Source organism: Chitinophaga niabensis, from assembly GCF_900129465.1.
Lineage (GTDB): Bacteria > Bacteroidota > Bacteroidia > Chitinophagales > Chitinophagaceae > Chitinophaga > Chitinophaga niabensis.
Window position 1 is genome coordinate 2,559,786 of record NZ_FSRA01000001.1, and the last position, 17,319, is coordinate 2,577,104.

A 17,319-nucleotide genomic window follows, 5' to 3' on the forward strand; every position below is an offset into this window, starting at 1 on the left:
TTATCATGAAAAAGTTAAGTTCTATCATACTGATCGCAGCACTGGCCCTGGCTTCCTGTGAGAAAGATAATTACGACGGGCCCAATGCGGGATTATCAGGCAACTTTATAGACGCCACCACCAAAGCCCTTGTAGAGCAGGATATTATCCGTGGTACGGAAATAGAGATCCTGGAAAAAGGTTATACAGAAGCACAATACCTCATTGTTAAAAACGATGGTACTTATGCCAACACCCTGTTGTTTGCCAATACTTATACCGTTAGGCCGGTAAGAGGCAACTTCATTCCCATTGAAGCACAGGAAGTGAATATCCAGGGGCAGACTAAACTGGATTTTACGGTAACACCTTTCATCCGCGTGAACAATGTGAGCATTGTTAAAACCGGTACCAAGGTGGTAGCCACTTTCAAACTGCAACAGAATGTGATCAACAATGTGCAGAAGATCGGCCTCTATGCACACCAGGATTCCCGCGTGGGAGAACCCATGCGCCAGGTGGCAACTGAGCGGGATATCAATGCAGTAGTGGATGCCAATACGGTCTATACATTAGAGATAGACCTCGCTGCCAACAGCACGATCCTAAAACCCGGCAAGCCTTTTTACTTCAGGGTAGGTGCAAAGATAGACATGGGTGAAACCAAGTTTAACTATGCCCCGGCTGTTAAAATAGACTTGTAAAAATACTGGGGGCTGATCACGACAACTCGTTTTTCACTGTTCTGGTTCGTTGTGTCAGTCCCCATTTAACTTTTTAACATGAGAAAATACGCACTGATAGCAGCAGCTGTTCTTTTAACCCTCAGCTGTTCTAAAAAAACATCCAGCGGTCCTCCGCCCAATCCACCAGGGCCACCAGACCCTCCTGTTCAGGAAGTTGTATATGATGAAACCGGCTGCCTCTTCAAATCCTACAATGGATTAGTAATGGCCGGATACCAGGGATGGTTTGCGGCAGAAGGAGATGCATCTGAAAGAGGCTGGTACCATTTCCAGAACGGCAGCTGCGGCGGTTTTAAACCAGGCTGTTCCACTGTTGACTTCTGGCCGGATATGGCAGAGTACACAAAAACATACCCCTCTCCTTTTAAATTTGCCAATGGGAACACGGCACATCTCTATAGCCCTTATGACGAAGAAAGTATAGACCTGCATTTCAAATGGATGCAGCAGTATGGGCTGGATGGTGTTTTCATGCAGCGCTTTGTAGGAGAGATCAAGAACACCAATGTAAAAGGCAAAAGGCATTTTAATAAAGTACTGGAGAACGCTTTAAAAGCAGCGAAGAAATATTCCCGCGCTATCTGCGTGATGTATGATCTCAGCGGTTGCACCTCAGAAGATGTAGCTTACCTGGAGCAGGACTGGAATGAATTACAGACCCTGTTCAAACTGTTTGACAATGTGGCCAATCCCACCTACCTGCGCCATAATAAAAGACCAATGGTCACTATCTGGGGCGTGGGCTTCAATGATAACCGGAAGTATACGATAGCGGATGTAGACAGATTGGTGGATAAGATAAAAGGCCCTACCAAAAAGGTTTCCGTGATGCTGGGCGTTCCCTACTTCTGGAGAACTTTAAAGAATGATACGGAGAACTCTACCCTGCTGCACACGCTCATTAAAAAAACAGATGTGATCATGCCATGGGCAGTTGGGCGTTATAATAATGACAACTACGCCAATGTAGCCGGTGGAGAACTGGCAGGAGATATTCAATGGTGTACTACCAACAAAGTGGATTATGTGCCATTGGTGTTTCCCGGTTTCAGCTGGGGTAATCTCAGGAACGATCCTTCCCTCTATAATTCCATTCCACGCCTGAAAGGAGATTTTCTCTGGAAGCAGGTGGCAGGAGCAAAACTGTCCGGCGCAAGATCATTGTACGTAGCTATGTTTGATGAAATAGATGAAGGCACCGCTATTTATAAATGTGCGCGGGAAGGAGAACTTCCCTTACATGCAGATAAACGTTTCATTGGCATTGATGCAGACCTTCCTTCAGACCATTACCTCTGGCTCGCAGGCCAGGCTACCAGGTGGTTCCATGGAGAAGGCGGCTTTACTAACACCAGACCTGTAAGATAAAAAGATATGAGACTACTATTCACCACGTTGCTGATACTGGCTAACACCTTGCTCTTTTCACAACTAAAACACAGTAAGCAAACCAGCTATCCTACTTATAAAGGACTTGTAATGGCAGGTTACCAGGGATGGTTCCGTGCGGAAGGAGATGGCTCCAATGCAAGACGGTTTGCTTATGGGAATGAAGACCGCAGCGGCATAGACATGTGGCCGGATGTAACGGAGTATGAAAGAACATATAACACTCCCTGGAAACTAAAGAACGGAGAACCTGCAAAGTTCTTCAGTTCTTATGATAAAAGTTCTGTAGACCTTCATTTTAAATGGATGCAGGAATATGGTGTTGATGGCGTGTTTATGCAAAGGTTCTTCAACAATGCCAAAAACCGGGATTCCATTTCGGGTGTTATTATGAAGAATGCCTTTGCCGCCGCCACCAAATACAAAAGGGCTATTGCGGTGATGTATGATCTTTCCGGCCTGCGGGGTTCGGGAGAAGACTGCTCTGCATTGATAGAGGACTGGAAATATATGGTGGACCAGCTGAAGGTGACCAACGCGCCCGGCTATCTGCATCACAACGGCAAACCGCTGGTGACCATATGGGGTGTTGGTTTCCCTGACCGCCCGTATAACATCCGCAATATTGGCCTGGAAAAGCTGATGGACTTCCTGCAAAATGATCCGGTGTATGGAGGATGTTCTATTATGCTGGGTGTACCCACTGCCTGGCGTACCCTGAATGCAGATTGCATCAATGATCCCTACCTCCATCAACTGATCCGCAAATCCGATATTGTATTACCCTGGATGGTGCAACGTTATTCCCCATTGCTGCATAACGATATGGACCGTTACCGCGATAACCTGATAGATGACCTGGCCTGGTGCAGGGCAAATAAGGTAGATTATGTGCCTTGTATCTATCCTGGTTTCAGCTGGCATAACCTGAGCCGTTACGAGTTCCCTGACGATGTGAAACCTGTAGGTTCTATCCCCCGCCAGGGTGGCCGTTTCTATTGGCAGCAGGTAGCTACCGCTTTAACTGCAGGGGCTTCTATGCTGTATGTGGCTATGTTTGATGAAGTGAATGAGGCTACGGCTATCTTCAAAGGCAGCAATAATCCACCGGTGAGTACAAAAACCTCCTTTATTGATATGGATGGCATGCCCTCAGATCATTATCTCTGGTTAACAGGGGAAGCAGCTAAAATGCTGCGGAATGAAAAACCCCTGAGCCTGAAGATGCCGGTCAGGAAATAACAAACCTGAATTCCATAGAGGGGATGTATCATTTTTTTGATACATCCCCTTTTTTTATACATTTACAGGGATTCCACATTCCACGATAAACTTTTCATTACATGTCAACATCCAGAAGAGATTTTCTCAAACTGAGTGCGTTGGGCGGTACAAGCTTGCTCCTGCCCCATTTCCCGGCATTCGCCCTGCCTGCAGACAATGAATTACTTACCTTAAGCGATCAGCTGGTACGCCAATGGGGAGCGCAATTACTGGCCTTACAGGAAAACAATGGCGGTATTAAGTGCCCTGCCTGTAACACTGTACATGGCAGATGCGGGGATGCTATTTATCCCCTGCTATACATGGCAGATAAAACCGGGGACAAGCAATACCTGGATGCGGTACACCACCTGTACAACTGGATGGAAGAGAACGTAAGCACTCCTGACGGCGCCTGGATCAATGAAGCGAAAGTAAACTTCTGGAAAGGTATCACTGTTTTCACTTCCGTTACACTGGCTGAATCCCTTATTCATTTCGGGCACCTGCTGGATAAGGCAACGGTAGAAAAATGGAAGGCCCGTTTGCTGAAAGCAGGGGAATATGTTTACAATACCTTTAGCATCAATTTCGGCAATATCAATTACCCTGTTTCTGCCAGTTATGCGCTGTGCCTGTTAGGTAAATACCTGGACCAGCCACACTTTACAGAAAAAGGCAAAACACTGGCGCATGAAGCCCTGGCCTCCTTTACACCGAAAGACAATTTCCTCTTCGGGGAAGGAAAACCAATACCGGCCAAAAGCACAAAAGGATGTTATGCGGTAGACCTTGGGTACAATGTGGAAGAATCCCTTCCTTCCATGGTCCTATATGCGAAGCTGATGAATGATAAGGTGGTAATGGACAAAGCGGTACAATCCATGAAAGCGCATATGGAGTTCATGCTGCCGGACGGCGCATGGGATAACAGCTGGGGAACCCGGAACTTTAAATGGACCTGGTGGGGCAGCAGGACCAGCGATGGCTGCCAGCCTGCATATGGTCTGATGGCAGACAGGGACCCGGCTTTCTATACGGTAGCCCTGAGAAATACCCGGCTGCTGGCACAATGCACATATAACAACCTGCTTCATGGAGGGCCCCATTATGTACAGCATGGCGTACTGCCCTGTGTGAACCATTCCATGGCACACAGTAAAGCATTGGTAACCCTGCTGATGCATGCCAAAGAAGTAAAGCCCTCCAAAGCCAGGCTACCAAGAGAAAGTGCTTACGGCATAAAAGCTTTTCCGGATATCTATACCTGGCTGATTGCAAAAGACAAGTGGCGCGGTACAGTGACGGGATATGACCAGGAATATGTAATGAAAGGCGGGCATGCCAGTGGCGGTGCATTATCCCTGCTGTGGCATGAAAAGGCAGGCACCATCCTGGTGGCCAGTATGAACAGGTACCAGCTGCAGGAAGCCATTAATATGCAGCCGGATAAAGATCCCAACAGTATGTGCCTTACCCCCAGGTTTGAAACAGGCAACTTCCGCAATGTAAATGACCTCAAGGCCACGGTGACCACAACACAAACAAATGAGCGCATCACCTTGGAATCCCGCTCTTCCCTGGTGGATGAAAATCAGTCACCGGCACCGGATGCCAGCTGTAAAACCAGGTATACATTTAGTAAGGATGCCGTACTGATCCATGCCAGCACCTCAAATAATGAGGCATCGTACTTTCTGCCGGTGGTGAGTAGCAACAACGAAAAGATCAGCATCCTGTCTGACAAAAAGATAGAGATCCATAAAAAAGGAGGATTGGTTAAGATCGAAGCGAATGCCCCGATGAAGGTGTTAGCGCGGGTCTTTAATTTCGTGCCGGGAGTGGAAGCACTTCCTATACAGTTCACCGCAAGGGATATTCAAATCAGGATTTCCGTATCTTAAGCTACATCGTAAGGTATCCTTACCAGCATTTCTATCTGGCCTTCTCCTGCGCCGGCAATATCAAAACTGCCTTCGTGGAGTTCCGCCACATAGGAGATCAGGCCACAGATCCGCTGGTCCAGGAAGGCCTGCAGGTTACCCGGCTCAAATGTTTTGATGGAAGAAGAAAAAGACTGATCGCCTGCATTGGCGGTATAGGTACAAGTGAATACGATGTGATCTGCTTCAAAACTGCATACCAGGGAGGGCGTTGTTTTATCGAGGGAGTTCCTGCGCATACGGAACAAGAGGTTCAGTACCAGTTGTTTCAGCAGGAATTCGTCCACATACGCTACCTCTCTTGTATTGTGCGCCTCAAATTTCACCCAGGATGCAAACAGAGGCGCATACCTATCGTCCCGGATAAGGTTCCTGAGCAGGTGCGCCACGTTGGTGGGCAGTCTTTTAGCGGTGATCGTTTTGTTTAAAATGTGCTGAATGATGCGGACATTCTGCATCAGGAATTCCAGTTCGATGACCTGTAATTTAATAGATCCTGTCTGCCGGCTGATCTTGTCGCCGGCAACAGCTCTTTCCCCATATAGCTCTATTAATTCAACGCTGGATAAAATGCTTGAAAGAATGGACCTTATTTCATGGAAAACGTCTTCTATTAATCCCTTGGTATCAGGAAAACTATTGGCTCCGGTGGAGGCTTTCATTATGCAACCCTTGGTTTATGTATTCAGTTTTGAAATAACTGCCCTTCCCCTGGCAGGTTAACGTGCTTATTAAAATTACGTTATTTATTCATAATTGTTCATTTCTGAGCAATCCCTTATCAAACAATTTTTCCAGCGAACGGTTCATTTCAAATCCTGAAATGGTGTCAATATGTTTCTGATGATGTACATCTGAACCAATAAAATGCACCAATCCTTCTTCCAGTAACTGCATGGCCACCTTCTGCACGCGGCTCCCGTAATATCCCATCAAAGATAAAAGGTTCACCTGCAAAAGGATGCCTGTTTCAAATAGTTCCCGGTATACTTCAAACTGCTGATGGAGGTACATATACCTTTCCGGATGCGCCAGGATGGGTTCATACCCTGCCATCTTAAGATCAAAGAAGATGGTCCTGTAATTGGGAGGATGCGCTACATAGGAAAATTCCACGAGCACATATTTTCCGTTGATGGTGAGCAGCGGCGTTTTGTCTGCCAGCAAAGTTTCAAAATAATCATCCATCATGTATTCTGCGGCAGCATCCAGTTCTATGGGAATGCCTTCTTTTTCTACCGCCGCCCTCAATACTTCCAGTGCGGGGAAAATAGTATCCGCGCTGTTGTAATAGAGGCCGGAGATCACGTGTGGTGTGGTGATCAGCTTCTTATAGCCCAATGCCGAGAGCTGACGGATCAGCGACAGCGAGTCTTCTATATGCTTTGCCCCATCGTCCAGCGCGGGTAACAGGTGCGAATGCATGTCGTGCAGTAACAGATCAGAACGCATTTTTCTCTCCTCTTATCGTATTCGCTACGGTTAAAAATATGATACGCAGGTCCAGGTAAACAGACCAGTTCTCCATATACCAGATGTCGTATTCCACGCGCCTGCGCAATTGCAGGTCTTCTGTGATCTCGCCACGGAAGCCATTTACCTGTGCCCATCCGCTGATGCCCGGTTTCAGGAAGTGGCGGATCATGTATTGCTGAATGATGCGGGAATATTCTTCTGTATGTTTCAGCATATGTGGCCTTGGGCCGATAATAGACATATCACCCAAAAGTACATTCAGGAATTGCGGCATCTCATCCAGGTTGGTTTTCCGGAGGATGCGGCCTACGCGGGTAAAACGACTGTCGTTACGCGTAGCCTGTTTGGCATTGGCTTCTTTATTCACGTACATGCTCCGCAACTTCAGGCAGCGGAATGTTTTGTTGTTCCTGCCGGTGCGGTGCTGGATAAAGAACACAGGGCCTTTGGATTCCAGGCGGATCAGCAATGCCAGCAGGGGGATCAGCCAGCTCAGGATGAATATCACCACAATGGAGCTGAACACCAGGTCGAAGATGCGTTTGCGGATGCGGTTCGCAATATCATCCAATGGCTCTGAGCGCAAAGAGATGATGGGCATGTTATGGAAGTAATCCACGTAGATCTGCCGGTTCACGAACATCTTGAAATCAGGCACAAAGCGGAAGTGAATAAAATGCTGTTCTGCTTCATACGCCAGCGTATACAGGTATGGGAACTGTTCCGGCGATAAAGTGGAATAGATCTCGCGGATGTTATTGGATTTTGCATAAGGCACACAATCCTTCAGGCCTCCTATCACCGGGTAGTAGGAGAGTTCCTGTACTTTGCTGTATTCTTCAAAATACCCTTCAAACTTCAGGTTACTTTTTTCTGCCAGTAAATTATCTGCCAGTTTCTTGGAGAGATCGTTGTAGCCGAGGATCACCATCTTCCGCTCTATTTCCTTGCTCTTAAGAATGGAATTAGTGACCCAGTAAAATATCAGGCGGCTGATCACTACCGCTGCTACAAACAGCAGGCAGTACATGATCACAAAAAAGCGGGAATATAAATGCCCGTATAAAAAGAGGAAGGAAAGCAGTACCAGGAAGTACAGCAGCAATCCCTGGATAGTTTTCCTGGCCATTTTTTCGTAGGACAGTTGCTGGCTTACGGCATAGATACCCGTAGTGTATAAGGCAACCGCCCAGGCGATGTTAGAGACCAGCAAAAAAGCATCGGCCCCGGTATGTTCCAGCAGATCATACTGCCGCCAGTTGAAGCCTGCAATAAAAAAGATGGCATTCAGGAAGACGAAGTCCACCACGATGATCTGGATCAGAAATATTTTTAAATACCGGTTAAGCATAATAGTTAATAATTGCGTTGAACAACATATTCTTCAAACCTGCGCATCACCCTTCCTATAGACAGGTGCTCTGCTGCATAAGCACGTGCCTGTTGTGTAACCTCCCGGGCTTCCTCTCCCACTGCCATACGGATGCCTTCATTCAATGCCTCCTGGTCTTCCGCATTCACTACCAGGCCAATCCTGTGCTGCTGCACCAACGTGTGCAGGCCGGACCCGGGGTTGGCCGTGATCAGGGCCATGCCGCCTACTGCCAGGATAGTGGTGAGTTTGGAAGGCATCACCAGGTCGCTGGCACTGGCTTTTTGTATCACCAGGTGTACATCGGCCATGTTCAGAAAACGGTTGAAGGTTTCAAATGACTGCAGGGGCAAAAAGGTTACCCTTTGTAATCCCATCTTTTGTGCCTGTTGCTGTAACTGCTCTTTATAAGGCCCCGAGCCGCAGATCAGGAATTGCAGGTCCTTCCTGTCCTGCATAGCCTGTGCAGCATACAGGATAGATTCCAGGCCCTGTTTCTCTCCTATAGCACCAGAATACAATAACACCTTATCTGTAGCAGAGAAGCCATATTCCAGCTTCAGGGCTGTTTTATCTTCCAGGGGATGGAACAATGCCGTATCAACCCAGTTAGGAAAAAAGAAGATCTCCTTTTCCGCCTTCTCTCCTATCTTCTGCATCATGCCATCTGAAATACTGCTTACAATGTCCGCCTGTTTCAGGATGTATCTTTCCACACCCAGCAGCATGCTGATAGCGCGTTTGGAACGGATCATCTGCAAATCCCTCGCTGCTTCTATCTGCATGTCCTGTATATGATAGAGGAATTTAGCTCCGCGGAGCTTTTTATAGAGTACTGCCAGCAGGCCTAATTGAAAAGAAGGTACTACCGCGATCACCACATCATATTTTTTACCGGGGATCAATTGCAGTAACTTGAAAAAAGCGGAAAGGCAAAAGGAAAGGTCCAGCAGGATACGTTTTTTACCCGATGGTTTAGCGGGAACATATTGCGGGCAGCGGTATACCTTCAGCTTACCATCCCGCAAAATCTCCTTCTTATACCAGGACTTTACCTTTTGGTAAGGTTGCTGTACTGCCCATTGCGGGTAATAAGGATAAGAAGTGATCACCGTACATTCATAACCGTTATCCACGAGCCAGTTGATCATTTCGCCATTGTATTTACCAATGCCTGTTGGCTCCGGTGCAAAATTTCCGCCTATCAGTAATAACCGTTTACTCATTTCATATTACGTTTACGAACAAAGGATGCAGGATTTCCTGAATAGATCTGCCATGCTTCCATATTTTTTGTGGCTACGGAATTCACCGTAAGGATAGCATGAGAGCTGCAGGTAACGCCGGGGCATACAACAGATTCTGCACCTATCCAGGCACCATCTTCAATCTTTATCTTACCCAGGCGGTATGGAAAATCAGGCAAAGTATAATCATGATTACCGGTGAGCAATAACACGCCCTGAGAAAGGCATACATGATCTCCGATGGTTACATCTTCCAGGTTATCTATCCATACAGATTCTCCTATCCAGCAATGGTCCCCGATCTCCAGGCGCCAGGGGTTCTTGATCCGTACTTTTGTTTTGATCACAAGGCCCTTTCCCACTTTGGCACCGAAGAGCTGCAAGAGCTTTCTTTTAAAGCTATAAGGCCATGGCAGTGCGCTGTTAAAAATGTAATAGTTCACAAAGTACCAGGTGAATACTTTCCAGCCCGGCCCTGCTTTATAATTGCCTACGTTGAATGTTGACAGGTCTGTTCTCATGGCTTAGAGAGAAATATTATAATCAGATCTTAGTAATGCTTTTAGCTTCTCTTTACTGGTATCCCCGTTCAGTTTATCCTCAAACTCTTTCATGTTCACATCCACCAGCAAACGGTACCAGTATCCCTGCATGAAGTGGAAAATAAAGCCCTTATATCCATCCATGAATCCAAAACGCAGGAAGTAGCGGAAAAAGAAATACATGGAAGCCCTCGCACCGGGGGAAAGCGTGGCATATACCTTTTCTTTGAGAAAGCGTTTTCGTTTAGCCTGGGAACTTTCGCTGGTGATCAGCCGTTCGTCTGTTTCCAGGAAACGGTATTTTATGTTCAGGAGGTCTACCATCTCCCGGATGGCGTAGTTATTATGTTTGTTCACCCACCAGTGAATAGAGTTCAGGTTGTGGTCTACAATATGTTCTTTGAATAACATGGTATCGCCGCCTGATAACACAATATGTTCATCCATCCAGCGTTGTTCTATACTACCCTGTGCATTGCGCCAGATACGCAGTAAGGTATGCGGATAGAAACCGCCGTAACGGATCCATTTATCTTTGAACAGCACTTTCCTGCGGATGTAGATACCGGTTATGTTATCCGGGATAACGGCTGTTTGAATTTCTTTGATCAATGCCGGTTCCAGGTATTCATCTGCATCCATCCGCATTACCCAGGGGGTAGTGATACGGCAGTTCTCCAATGCCCACTGGAACTGGTCCGCATAGTTCAGCCATTTACGGGTGAATACTTTTGCGCCGTACCGTTCTGCGATGGCTACCGTATCGTCTGTAGAAAAAGCGTCTATGATATAGATATCATCAGATACCTGCTTCATACTGTCCAGGCAGCGGCCAATGTGTTTGGATTCATTATAAGTAAGGATAACGACTGCGATCTTCATTAGCTTAATTGCTTGTACATGGTTACGTAATCTGTAGCCAGTTTTGTTTCATTAAAATCATGGTAGATGATCGCTCCTGCATCTTTGCGGATCCGCCTGCGTTCCTCCCAGTTGCTGTAAGCTGCTGTCAGCTGCGAGCGCACCTCTTCCACATCATCAATACCGGTGATCCATCCCAGGCGGTTCTCATCCACATATTTTGACAAGCCCACATGTTCACTCAGCAAAACCGGGGTACCTACAGCCAGCGACTCTACCACTACAAGTGCAAAGTTTTCGTTGTGAGAAGTGAGGGCGAACAGATCGGATTCAGCAAGGAAGGTGAATTTATCTTCGTTGTTCTTCCATCCTGCCCACTCTACTTTATCCTCCATTTCCAGGTCTGCCACTATCCGGGACAGTTCCCTGAGGTAAGTTTCTTCTCCTGAACCAGCTATCTGCAGTTTATAAGAGAAGGGTACTTTAGAGAGGGCGTGCAGCAGGATGTCCAGTCCTTTTTTCGGATCTATGCGGGAGAGGAAGCTGATCGTAAAGTGGTTGTTCTCTTTCCGGAGAAAGTTACCGGCAGGGAGGTCTACCAGGTTAAAGATGAGATCGCCCTTCCATTTTTCATTCACCTGCAAACATTCCTTCCATTCCATGGGAGATGAAACATGCAGGTGGGTTTTAGAGAGCAGGTATTTTCCAAACAGTTTGTGCATGATCCTTTTCTTCAGCTGGTTCCTGCTGTTGAAAACATAATCGCACATCATGCCATGCGGGCTCAGTACCGGCTTCACTCCTCTCATGGTACAGATCAGGGCAGCGCCCATTACCAGGAAGTTCCACCAGGAGTGAATATGCACAGCATCAAACTTTTTAACGGTAGTCCAGGTTTTACGCCAGAGTGCCGGGGAGATATGTGTATGATCTTTTGTGATCCTTTTAAAATACTGCACTTTCACACCCTCCATTAAAACAGGTTCATGCAAGGGCACATCCAGCTCTGTTTTACCATTTGCCGTAGTGGTATACACCGTCACCTCATGCCCTAATACCACCAGCCGTTCTGCTAACCGTGCAATGGTCACAATAGGGCCACCATATACGTAGGCTGGTTTATAAGAGGGAACTATAAAAAGAATCTTCATCCTGTTTAGAATTTTGCGCCTTTGTATGTGAGCTTCTTAAAGATGCCCTTCAGGTTCAATACCTTGGCCACCATTTCATAGAAATACCTGGAAACAGAAGTACCACCCAGGTTGAATTCTGCCATCATGCGGTGATGCTCATGCACCATTTTATCTGTTACGGATACGGAAAAAGAATTGCCATGCAGGCGGTACTCTCCCAAAGGCAAAGGCACATATCCTTTGATCACGCCGGGGTCCAGGCAAACAGATAAAAGGAACTTGGAGTCTGCCACATATTTCAGCGATTTATCAAAACCGCCGTTGCGGTCATAGATCTCTCTCGTCCAGAAGGAACTTTGCTGTGCAAAAGGCACCCTGCGGATACTGCGGATAGCTTTATGATTGAAGTTGACACCTTTGTAGGAGAAGATGATATTGCCTGTTTCATTGATGTAGTTCACATCGCCGAACACCAGATCACAATCTTCCTCTTCAAACTTCTGCACCACCTTTTCCAAAGCGTAGGGCAGCAGGCGATCGTCCGCATTGATATAGCAGAGGTAATCACCGTTCGCTTTGTTGAATCCTTTCCTCAGGGCATCGTACATGCCTTCGTCCTTTTCGGAGATCAGTACATCTATCAGGCCCCTTTTCCTTTCCAGTATTTCCATCGTTTTGTCTGAGGATGCCCCATCCACCACAATGAGTTCGTAATTCTTGTAGGTCTGGCCCAATATGCTATCCAGTGTTTCATGGATATACTCCTGCCCATTGTATACGGGAATAACGATTGATACTAATTTTGACATCGGTCGCTTATTGGTTTCTGAATTTTTTAATGGTAGCGGGATTACCTGCTACGATGGCATATTCCGGTACGTCTTTCGTAACTACGGCACCTGCGCCAATAATGGAATGTGAGCCTATATGCACACCGGGCAGAATGATCACCCGGGTACCTATCCACACATCATCTCCTATCACTACCGGCCTCCTGGGTGTTGCACCCTGTTCGCGCATGGGAATATCAATACGTTCGAAATTATGGCCGCCGGAGAGAATGCTCACATCCGGGCCAAACATTACATCGCTGCCAATGATGGTATCATTACCGATCCAGCAGTTGGTGTTCAGGCCCGTGTAATCGCCTATCTCTACATGTTTACCACTGCCAAAGTGTACATTCCTGCCGATCTTGATGTGCCTGCCGCTGCGGTGAAAAATGCGCGAAGCCAGGAAGGTGCGGAAGGACATGCATAATCCACCAATAGGCCGTGGGGGATCAGGCAGCCAGATGGCAATGCTGTAATAGAGATAGAGTAAAAAGCTTTTATACAGGGAAATATTAGACCTGCGCAAAAAGTAAAGGGGATTATCCCTGTACATTTTCACCTTGCCTGTTCTGGCGTCTGTTTTCTCGTGAAATAATGGTTGCGTTGACATAATTAATTATTATAGAGTGCCCATTCCGGCACTGTCATCTCTTTCAGTTCATAATATGATGTAAGCAGTATGGCTGCAATGCCCGGTATATACAGCCGCAAGGCCTGGAAGGGTGAGAACAGGAAGGTCCACATCAACCCTATGGTCATTAACACCAGTACCGGGTATAAGGCTAACTCCTGTCCGTTCCGGATAAGGTTGAAACCTATTTTCATCAGCAGCCAGAACAAATAACAGATGGCAAGGAAGCCCCCAATCCCCCAGTTCACCCAGGCCCCCATCAATACAGAGTGGCTGGGTACGAGGTGATCTATTTCCCTGGCGGATTGCAGGTTCATCTCTTCATCGTGGTACATCAGCAGGATCATGTAATACTTTAATGTTTTATCCGGTGCCCAGGAGCCATGGCCGAAAATGGGCTTGTCTGCAATGGCGGCGCCGGCAGCAAAAGTTTCCGCACGCCCTGTTATTAAGAGGCCCAGCGGGTTATATGGATTATCCAGCCTTTCCAACTGTTCTCTTGAGTGGTCCCCTCCTATTTCTCCATCCAGCACTGCCCTTACATAAAAGAAGTAGCAGATCTGGAAGAGTATGGCGGCAATCACGGAGAAGAGGATGATCTTTTGCCGCGAGATGGATACTTTACTGTTCAAGAAATAAATGATAGCGGCACTGATAAAGAAGATCAATCCGGTGGAGCGGGAATCCATGGCAAAGCACAACAGGCTGAAACCGACCAGTGAGGATAACACCAACTTCTGCTCTCCCCGCTGATACAGGTAATAGACCAGGAGGTACATGGCATTGGTTAAAATGGGTGCTATCTTGAATTTAAAATAACTCATATCCGAATCCACGATATCATCTGTATAGATGATGTTCTTGATCATGGTCATGAATATGAAGAATAAGATCGTTGAGGGTTCATTCAATGTTTTGAATAAAAAGATGAAGGACAACATGGCGATGATAGTACCGGCCCAGCCGCGGAGATAGTTCTGCGGTGTGCTGTGTACGATCAGCAGGTCCGTCACCACCTGGAACATCAACAGCAGCAATAAGGCTGCCAGCATCTTTTTCAGATAAGGATATTCGTCCAGGTCGCTGGGTTTGTAAGTGAAGGGCGTTGCCAGGATCACGAGGAATTCATTCAGCCATAACTGTCCTACTAAGGATACTTTTAAAGTACTTAGCATAGTGTACAGAAAAACGCCGGTCTTCTTCAGGTTCATTGCGGTAACAGTTGTGCATTAATGATCTCTTCCATTCTCTTCTTATTCACGGCTGCGCTGTATTCCTGCATAAAATCTTCGCGGAGTAAGGTGCCTAAATGCTGCCCCTTACCATTAAAGGTGAGCAGGGCGTTCTTAAAACCTTCCGCTGTATTAGCGATAATGAAGTTTTCGCTCCGCACCCCTTCTACTCCTTTGGCCGTGCTGATCACGGGTGTTTTGAGTGCCATGGCCTCCAGGCATTTTAAACGGGTACCACTGCCATGGAGTAAAGGAATGATCACGCCACTGGCCATGCCGATGAAAGGTTTTACATCCGGCACTTTGCCTATTGCTTTAATGTTCTTCCATTCTTCCGTTCCTTTCAGCTTTTTCAGGGCTTCTTTGGAATGCCGGCCTACCAGCAATAACTGGAAACGTGCAGCCAGTTCATCGTTCCATACATTTTCCACGAACCATTTCAACCCTTCATAGTTCATGTACATGGAAAAATTAGCGGTCATCACCAACACATTCGGATCCCTTACTACATCCAGCTCATACTCTCTCTCGTCCAGGAAGTTGGGGATCACAAAGAGCTTTGAAGGATCGATGAACGATCTGTGGTAGGCTTTATCTACTTCGCTCACCACCAGTACGGCGGCGGCCTGGTTGAAATATTTCCTTTCGTGCAGTTTTTCCACGGCTACCAGTTGCGACCTTCTCAGCTTTTTCACAAAACCCTTCGCAGGCACCTGCTGCGTGTGCAGTGCCTGCGCATTATGGGTGCCCAGGATTACGGGAATACGCCGGTTCCTGAAATAACTGATGTATTGACCGATGTAACCATAGTCCAGGAAAGCAAGATCTATTTTCCTGTTCTGGATGATCTTTTCAAACAATTGTAATACGGAAGCCGTGCGTTGAAAGTGATGCCTGCCTGTTAGCCGGTCTGCCAGGCCCAGTGCTTTTTCTTCATGCGTAAAGAACTCCACGCCTTCTATCCGGTACTCCTGCAGGTCCGCCTTTTCTTCATTACCGATGATGGCAAATACCTGGTGGCCGAGTTCAGACAGTACTTTCAGCAGGTAATAGCTCCGGAGCTTTTCGCCGCCGTTTTGCGGAAATGGAGAAATATTGGTAAAGAATAAGATGTTCATCTGTTAATTCGCTTTAGGTACAGCCAGCCGGGGATGTACTTTAGACATTACTTTAAAAATGATCCCTTCCAGTTTTTCCTTTTCATAAGGCGTTAAGCCCATGAGGCGGATAAATAAGGTCAGGCTCACCACTGTTATGATACCGGTACATAAAAGGCGGGCAAATCCTTCTTCCATGAAATAGTAAGGGACCAGGGAGAACAATGTGGCCAGTACTACCGGCAGCATGGCATTCAGCACTACCCTGCGCAGAAAATCGGCTACTGGCATGCCCGTATGCCGTTTTGCCGCGAAGATCCTGTAAGCCGTGATCACACATTCAATGAATATGCTCAATACCAATACAGAAGCCGGCGGCCATCCTGCTTTCAGCAAAAGATAAGCGCCGGGCAGGTTTAGCAGCAGCAGGATGCTCATGATCACCTGGTATTTCCCTATCCTTCCAACAGCATGTACCGCCATCTGTAAACCGGCAGACAACTGGTAAGCCAGGGAGGCTACAATGATGAGCCGGCAGAAGATAACAGTATGTTCAGGAATGTTATTCAGCCAGAGCTTTAACACAAAAGGCATTTCGATCAGTGCAGGAATGGCAAAGAAGGCCATCAGGTAAAAAGAGAACTTACAGGCCATCATAGACAGCATGATCATCCTTTCCCTGTTACCACTGCCTTCGCTTTTCACCAGTTGCGGGTTCAGGGATTGCAACATGGTCACTGCAAAAAAACTGAGTTGTGCGTTCACCTGGTTGGCAATAGCAAAGGCTGCATTGATCACCGCGCCAAAGAAAACGTTCAGGATCATGGCCACACCCTGTGTTTTAGCAATTACACCGGATGCACCTATCATACCCCAGCCGGAATAAGCAAACATTTCTTTCAGCAATTGCCTGTCAAAATCACGCACGCTCATTTTGCTTTCTTTGTATTTCAGGGCGCAGTACACCCGCTTTGCCAGGAGCAATGCTACCGTGAGCAATGCCAGCACAGCACCATACAGGATCAGCTTATCCGTTGCCACGTATTGCAGGCATATGGCAATACTGAGCTTCACCACAGATTCCAGGATGCCCAATACTGCCACGAGGAACATGTTCTCATGTGTATTGATGATCGCATCATAAGGAACAGATATAATAGTGAAGAAAGCACTCAGTGCCATAAAGTGAAAGATGAGCTTAGCGGCAGGCAATCTTGCTGCCGGGATGTTCAGCACATTACTGAACAGGTAGAGGCCCGCTATTTCCAGCAGGCCCACAACCACAATACCTATCGCAAGATGCAGCCATACACTGGAGTTAAAGGCAGTTTTCAGTTTCTGCTCATCGCCTGCTCCCAGGAAAAAGGACATATACCGCTGGGTGGACATGGTCATGGAGCTGTTCAGAAAAGACAGCATGGCCACAATACCGCTTACCAGGTTAAAGATGCCGTAATCCTCCACACCCAATGCATTCAGCACCAGCCTCGTTGCATACAATGCAATGAACATGGAAATGAGCATCTTTCCGTATAGGAATCCTGTATTTAAAACTACCCTGTTGGCTGCCTGCAT

At 46.9% G+C, this 17,319-nt stretch carries 16 protein-coding genes; 4 read left to right on the forward strand and 12 right to left on the reverse strand.

Annotated features, from left to right (window positions below):
- Window positions 1–5 precede the first annotated feature (5 nt).
- The 4 genes from BUR42_RS09935 to BUR42_RS09950 all read left to right on the forward strand — a co-directional run bounded on the left by BUR42_RS09935 (window position 6) and on the right by BUR42_RS09950 (window position 5,281).
- A complete protein-coding gene (locus BUR42_RS09935; RefSeq protein ID WP_074239083.1) occupies window positions 6–683 on the forward strand; it encodes a DUF3823 domain-containing protein in 678 nt (225 codons plus the stop codon).
- A gap of 78 nt (window positions 684–761) precedes the next feature.
- Window positions 762–2,093 carry a glycoside hydrolase family 99 protein gene (locus BUR42_RS09940; RefSeq protein WP_074239084.1) on the forward strand — a complete coding sequence of 444 codons (1,332 nt, stop codon included), beginning with the start codon at window positions 762–764 and terminating at the stop codon, window positions 2,091–2,093.
- Between the two features lie 6 nt (window positions 2,094–2,099).
- Window positions 2,100–3,356 carry a glycoside hydrolase family 99 protein gene (locus BUR42_RS09945; RefSeq protein WP_074239085.1) on the forward strand — a complete coding sequence of 419 codons (1,257 nt, stop codon included), beginning with the start codon at window positions 2,100–2,102 and terminating at the stop codon, window positions 3,354–3,356.
- Between the two features lie 101 nt (window positions 3,357–3,457).
- Window positions 3,458–5,281 (forward strand): ulvan lysase-like protein, encoded by a 1,824-nt coding sequence (locus BUR42_RS09950; RefSeq protein ID WP_074239086.1) that lies wholly within the window; start codon window positions 3,458–3,460, stop codon window positions 5,279–5,281.
- On the opposite strand, the gene BUR42_RS09955 is transcribed toward BUR42_RS09950, so the two are convergent.
- From BUR42_RS09955 to BUR42_RS10010, 12 genes are all read right to left on the reverse strand, one after another.
- On the reverse strand, window positions 5,278–5,982 hold the full coding sequence (locus tag BUR42_RS09955) for a hypothetical protein (RefSeq protein ID WP_074239087.1): 705 nt from the start codon (window positions 5,980–5,982) through the stop codon (window positions 5,278–5,280). The two genes, BUR42_RS09950 and BUR42_RS09955, sit on opposite strands and share 4 nt — an antisense overlap.
- An 88-nt stretch (window positions 5,983–6,070) precedes the next feature.
- Window positions 6,071–6,772 (reverse strand): tyrosine-protein phosphatase, encoded by a 702-nt coding sequence (locus BUR42_RS09960; RefSeq protein ID WP_074239088.1) that lies wholly within the window; start codon window positions 6,770–6,772, stop codon window positions 6,071–6,073.
- On the reverse strand, window positions 6,762–8,147 hold the full coding sequence (locus tag BUR42_RS09965) for an undecaprenyl-phosphate glucose phosphotransferase (protein ID WP_074239089.1): 1,386 nt from the start codon (window positions 8,145–8,147) through the stop codon (window positions 6,762–6,764). The genes BUR42_RS09960 and BUR42_RS09965 overlap by 11 nt, the downstream gene beginning before the upstream one ends.
- Window positions 8,148–8,152: 5 nt before the next feature.
- Entirely contained in the window at window positions 8,153–9,394 is a 1,242-nt protein-coding gene (locus tag BUR42_RS09970) for a WcaI family glycosyltransferase (protein WP_074239090.1), read from the reverse strand.
- Complete coding sequence (locus tag BUR42_RS09975) at window positions 9,391–9,936, reverse strand: WcaF family extracellular polysaccharide biosynthesis acetyltransferase (protein ID WP_074239091.1); 546 nt, start codon at window positions 9,934–9,936, stop codon at window positions 9,391–9,393. The genes BUR42_RS09970 and BUR42_RS09975 overlap by 4 nt, the downstream gene beginning before the upstream one ends.
- Before the next feature lie 3 nt (window positions 9,937–9,939).
- On the reverse strand, window positions 9,940–10,839 hold the full coding sequence (locus BUR42_RS09980) for a glycosyltransferase family 2 protein (protein ID WP_074239092.1): 900 nt from the start codon (window positions 10,837–10,839) through the stop codon (window positions 9,940–9,942).
- A complete protein-coding gene (locus tag BUR42_RS09985; RefSeq protein WP_074239093.1) occupies window positions 10,839–11,969 on the reverse strand; it encodes an XrtY-associated glycosyltransferase XYAG1 in 1,131 nt (376 codons plus the stop codon). The genes BUR42_RS09980 and BUR42_RS09985 overlap by 1 nt, the downstream gene beginning before the upstream one ends.
- A gap of 5 nt (window positions 11,970–11,974) precedes the next feature.
- Window positions 11,975–12,760: a glycosyltransferase family 2 protein gene (locus BUR42_RS09990; RefSeq protein ID WP_074239094.1), complete on the reverse strand. Its 786-nt coding sequence runs from the start codon at window positions 12,758–12,760 to the stop codon at window positions 11,975–11,977.
- Between the two features lie 7 nt (window positions 12,761–12,767).
- A complete protein-coding gene (locus BUR42_RS09995) occupies window positions 12,768–13,394 on the reverse strand; it encodes an acyltransferase (RefSeq protein ID WP_200798242.1) in 627 nt (208 codons plus the stop codon).
- 2 nt (window positions 13,395–13,396) lie between these two features.
- Window positions 13,397–14,626: a hypothetical protein gene (locus BUR42_RS10000; protein WP_074239095.1), complete on the reverse strand. Its 1,230-nt coding sequence runs from the start codon at window positions 14,624–14,626 to the stop codon at window positions 13,397–13,399.
- Window positions 14,623–15,765 carry a glycosyltransferase family 4 protein gene (locus tag BUR42_RS10005; protein WP_074239096.1) on the reverse strand — a complete coding sequence of 381 codons (1,143 nt, stop codon included), beginning with the start codon at window positions 15,763–15,765 and terminating at the stop codon, window positions 14,623–14,625. The genes BUR42_RS10000 and BUR42_RS10005 overlap by 4 nt, the downstream gene beginning before the upstream one ends.
- Before the next feature lie 3 nt (window positions 15,766–15,768).
- Window positions 15,769–17,319: a lipopolysaccharide biosynthesis protein gene (locus BUR42_RS10010; protein WP_074239097.1), complete on the reverse strand. Its 1,551-nt coding sequence runs from the start codon at window positions 17,317–17,319 to the stop codon at window positions 15,769–15,771.

Excerpts from the sequence above, each read along its gene's own strand:
- BUR42_RS09965 (WP_074239089.1), bottom strand. The coding sequence starts at position 8,147 with ATGCTTAACCGGTATTTAAAAATATTTCTGATCCAGATCATCGTGGTG.
- BUR42_RS10005 (WP_074239096.1), bottom strand. The coding sequence starts at position 15,765 with ATGAACATCTTATTCTTTACCAATATTTCTCCATTTCCGCAAAACGGC.
- BUR42_RS09950 (WP_074239086.1), top strand. The coding sequence starts at position 3,458 with ATGTCAACATCCAGAAGAGATTTTCTCAAACTGAGTGCGTTGGGCGGT.
- BUR42_RS09960 (WP_074239088.1), bottom strand. The coding sequence starts at position 6,772 with ATGCGTTCTGATCTGTTACTGCACGACATGCATTCGCACCTGTTACCC.
- BUR42_RS09985 (WP_074239093.1), bottom strand. The coding sequence starts at position 11,969 with ATGAAGATTCTTTTTATAGTTCCCTCTTATAAACCAGCCTACGTATAT.
- BUR42_RS09940 (WP_074239084.1), top strand. The coding sequence starts at position 762 with ATGAGAAAATACGCACTGATAGCAGCAGCTGTTCTTTTAACCCTCAGC.
- BUR42_RS09995 (WP_200798242.1), bottom strand. The coding sequence starts at position 13,394 with ATGTCAACGCAACCATTATTTCACGAGAAAACAGACGCCAGAACAGGC.
- BUR42_RS10000 (WP_074239095.1), bottom strand. The coding sequence starts at position 14,626 with ATGAACCTGAAGAAGACCGGCGTTTTTCTGTACACTATGCTAAGTACT.
- BUR42_RS09970 (WP_074239090.1), bottom strand. The coding sequence starts at position 9,394 with ATGAGTAAACGGTTATTACTGATAGGCGGAAATTTTGCACCGGAGCCA.
- BUR42_RS09945 (WP_074239085.1), top strand. The coding sequence starts at position 2,100 with ATGAGACTACTATTCACCACGTTGCTGATACTGGCTAACACCTTGCTC.
- BUR42_RS09975 (WP_074239091.1), bottom strand. The coding sequence starts at position 9,936 with ATGAGAACAGACCTGTCAACATTCAACGTAGGCAATTATAAAGCAGGG.
- BUR42_RS09990 (WP_074239094.1), bottom strand. The coding sequence starts at position 12,760 with ATGTCAAAATTAGTATCAATCGTTATTCCCGTATACAATGGGCAGGAG.
- BUR42_RS09955 (WP_074239087.1), bottom strand. The coding sequence starts at position 5,982 with ATGAAAGCCTCCACCGGAGCCAATAGTTTTCCTGATACCAAGGGATTA.
- BUR42_RS09935 (WP_074239083.1), top strand. The coding sequence starts at position 6 with ATGAAAAAGTTAAGTTCTATCATACTGATCGCAGCACTGGCCCTGGCT.
- BUR42_RS09980 (WP_074239092.1), bottom strand. The coding sequence starts at position 10,839 with ATGAAGATCGCAGTCGTTATCCTTACTTATAATGAATCCAAACACATT.
- BUR42_RS10010 (WP_074239097.1), bottom strand. The coding sequence starts at position 17,319 with ATGCAGGCAGCCAACAGGGTAGTTTTAAATACAGGATTCCTATACGGA.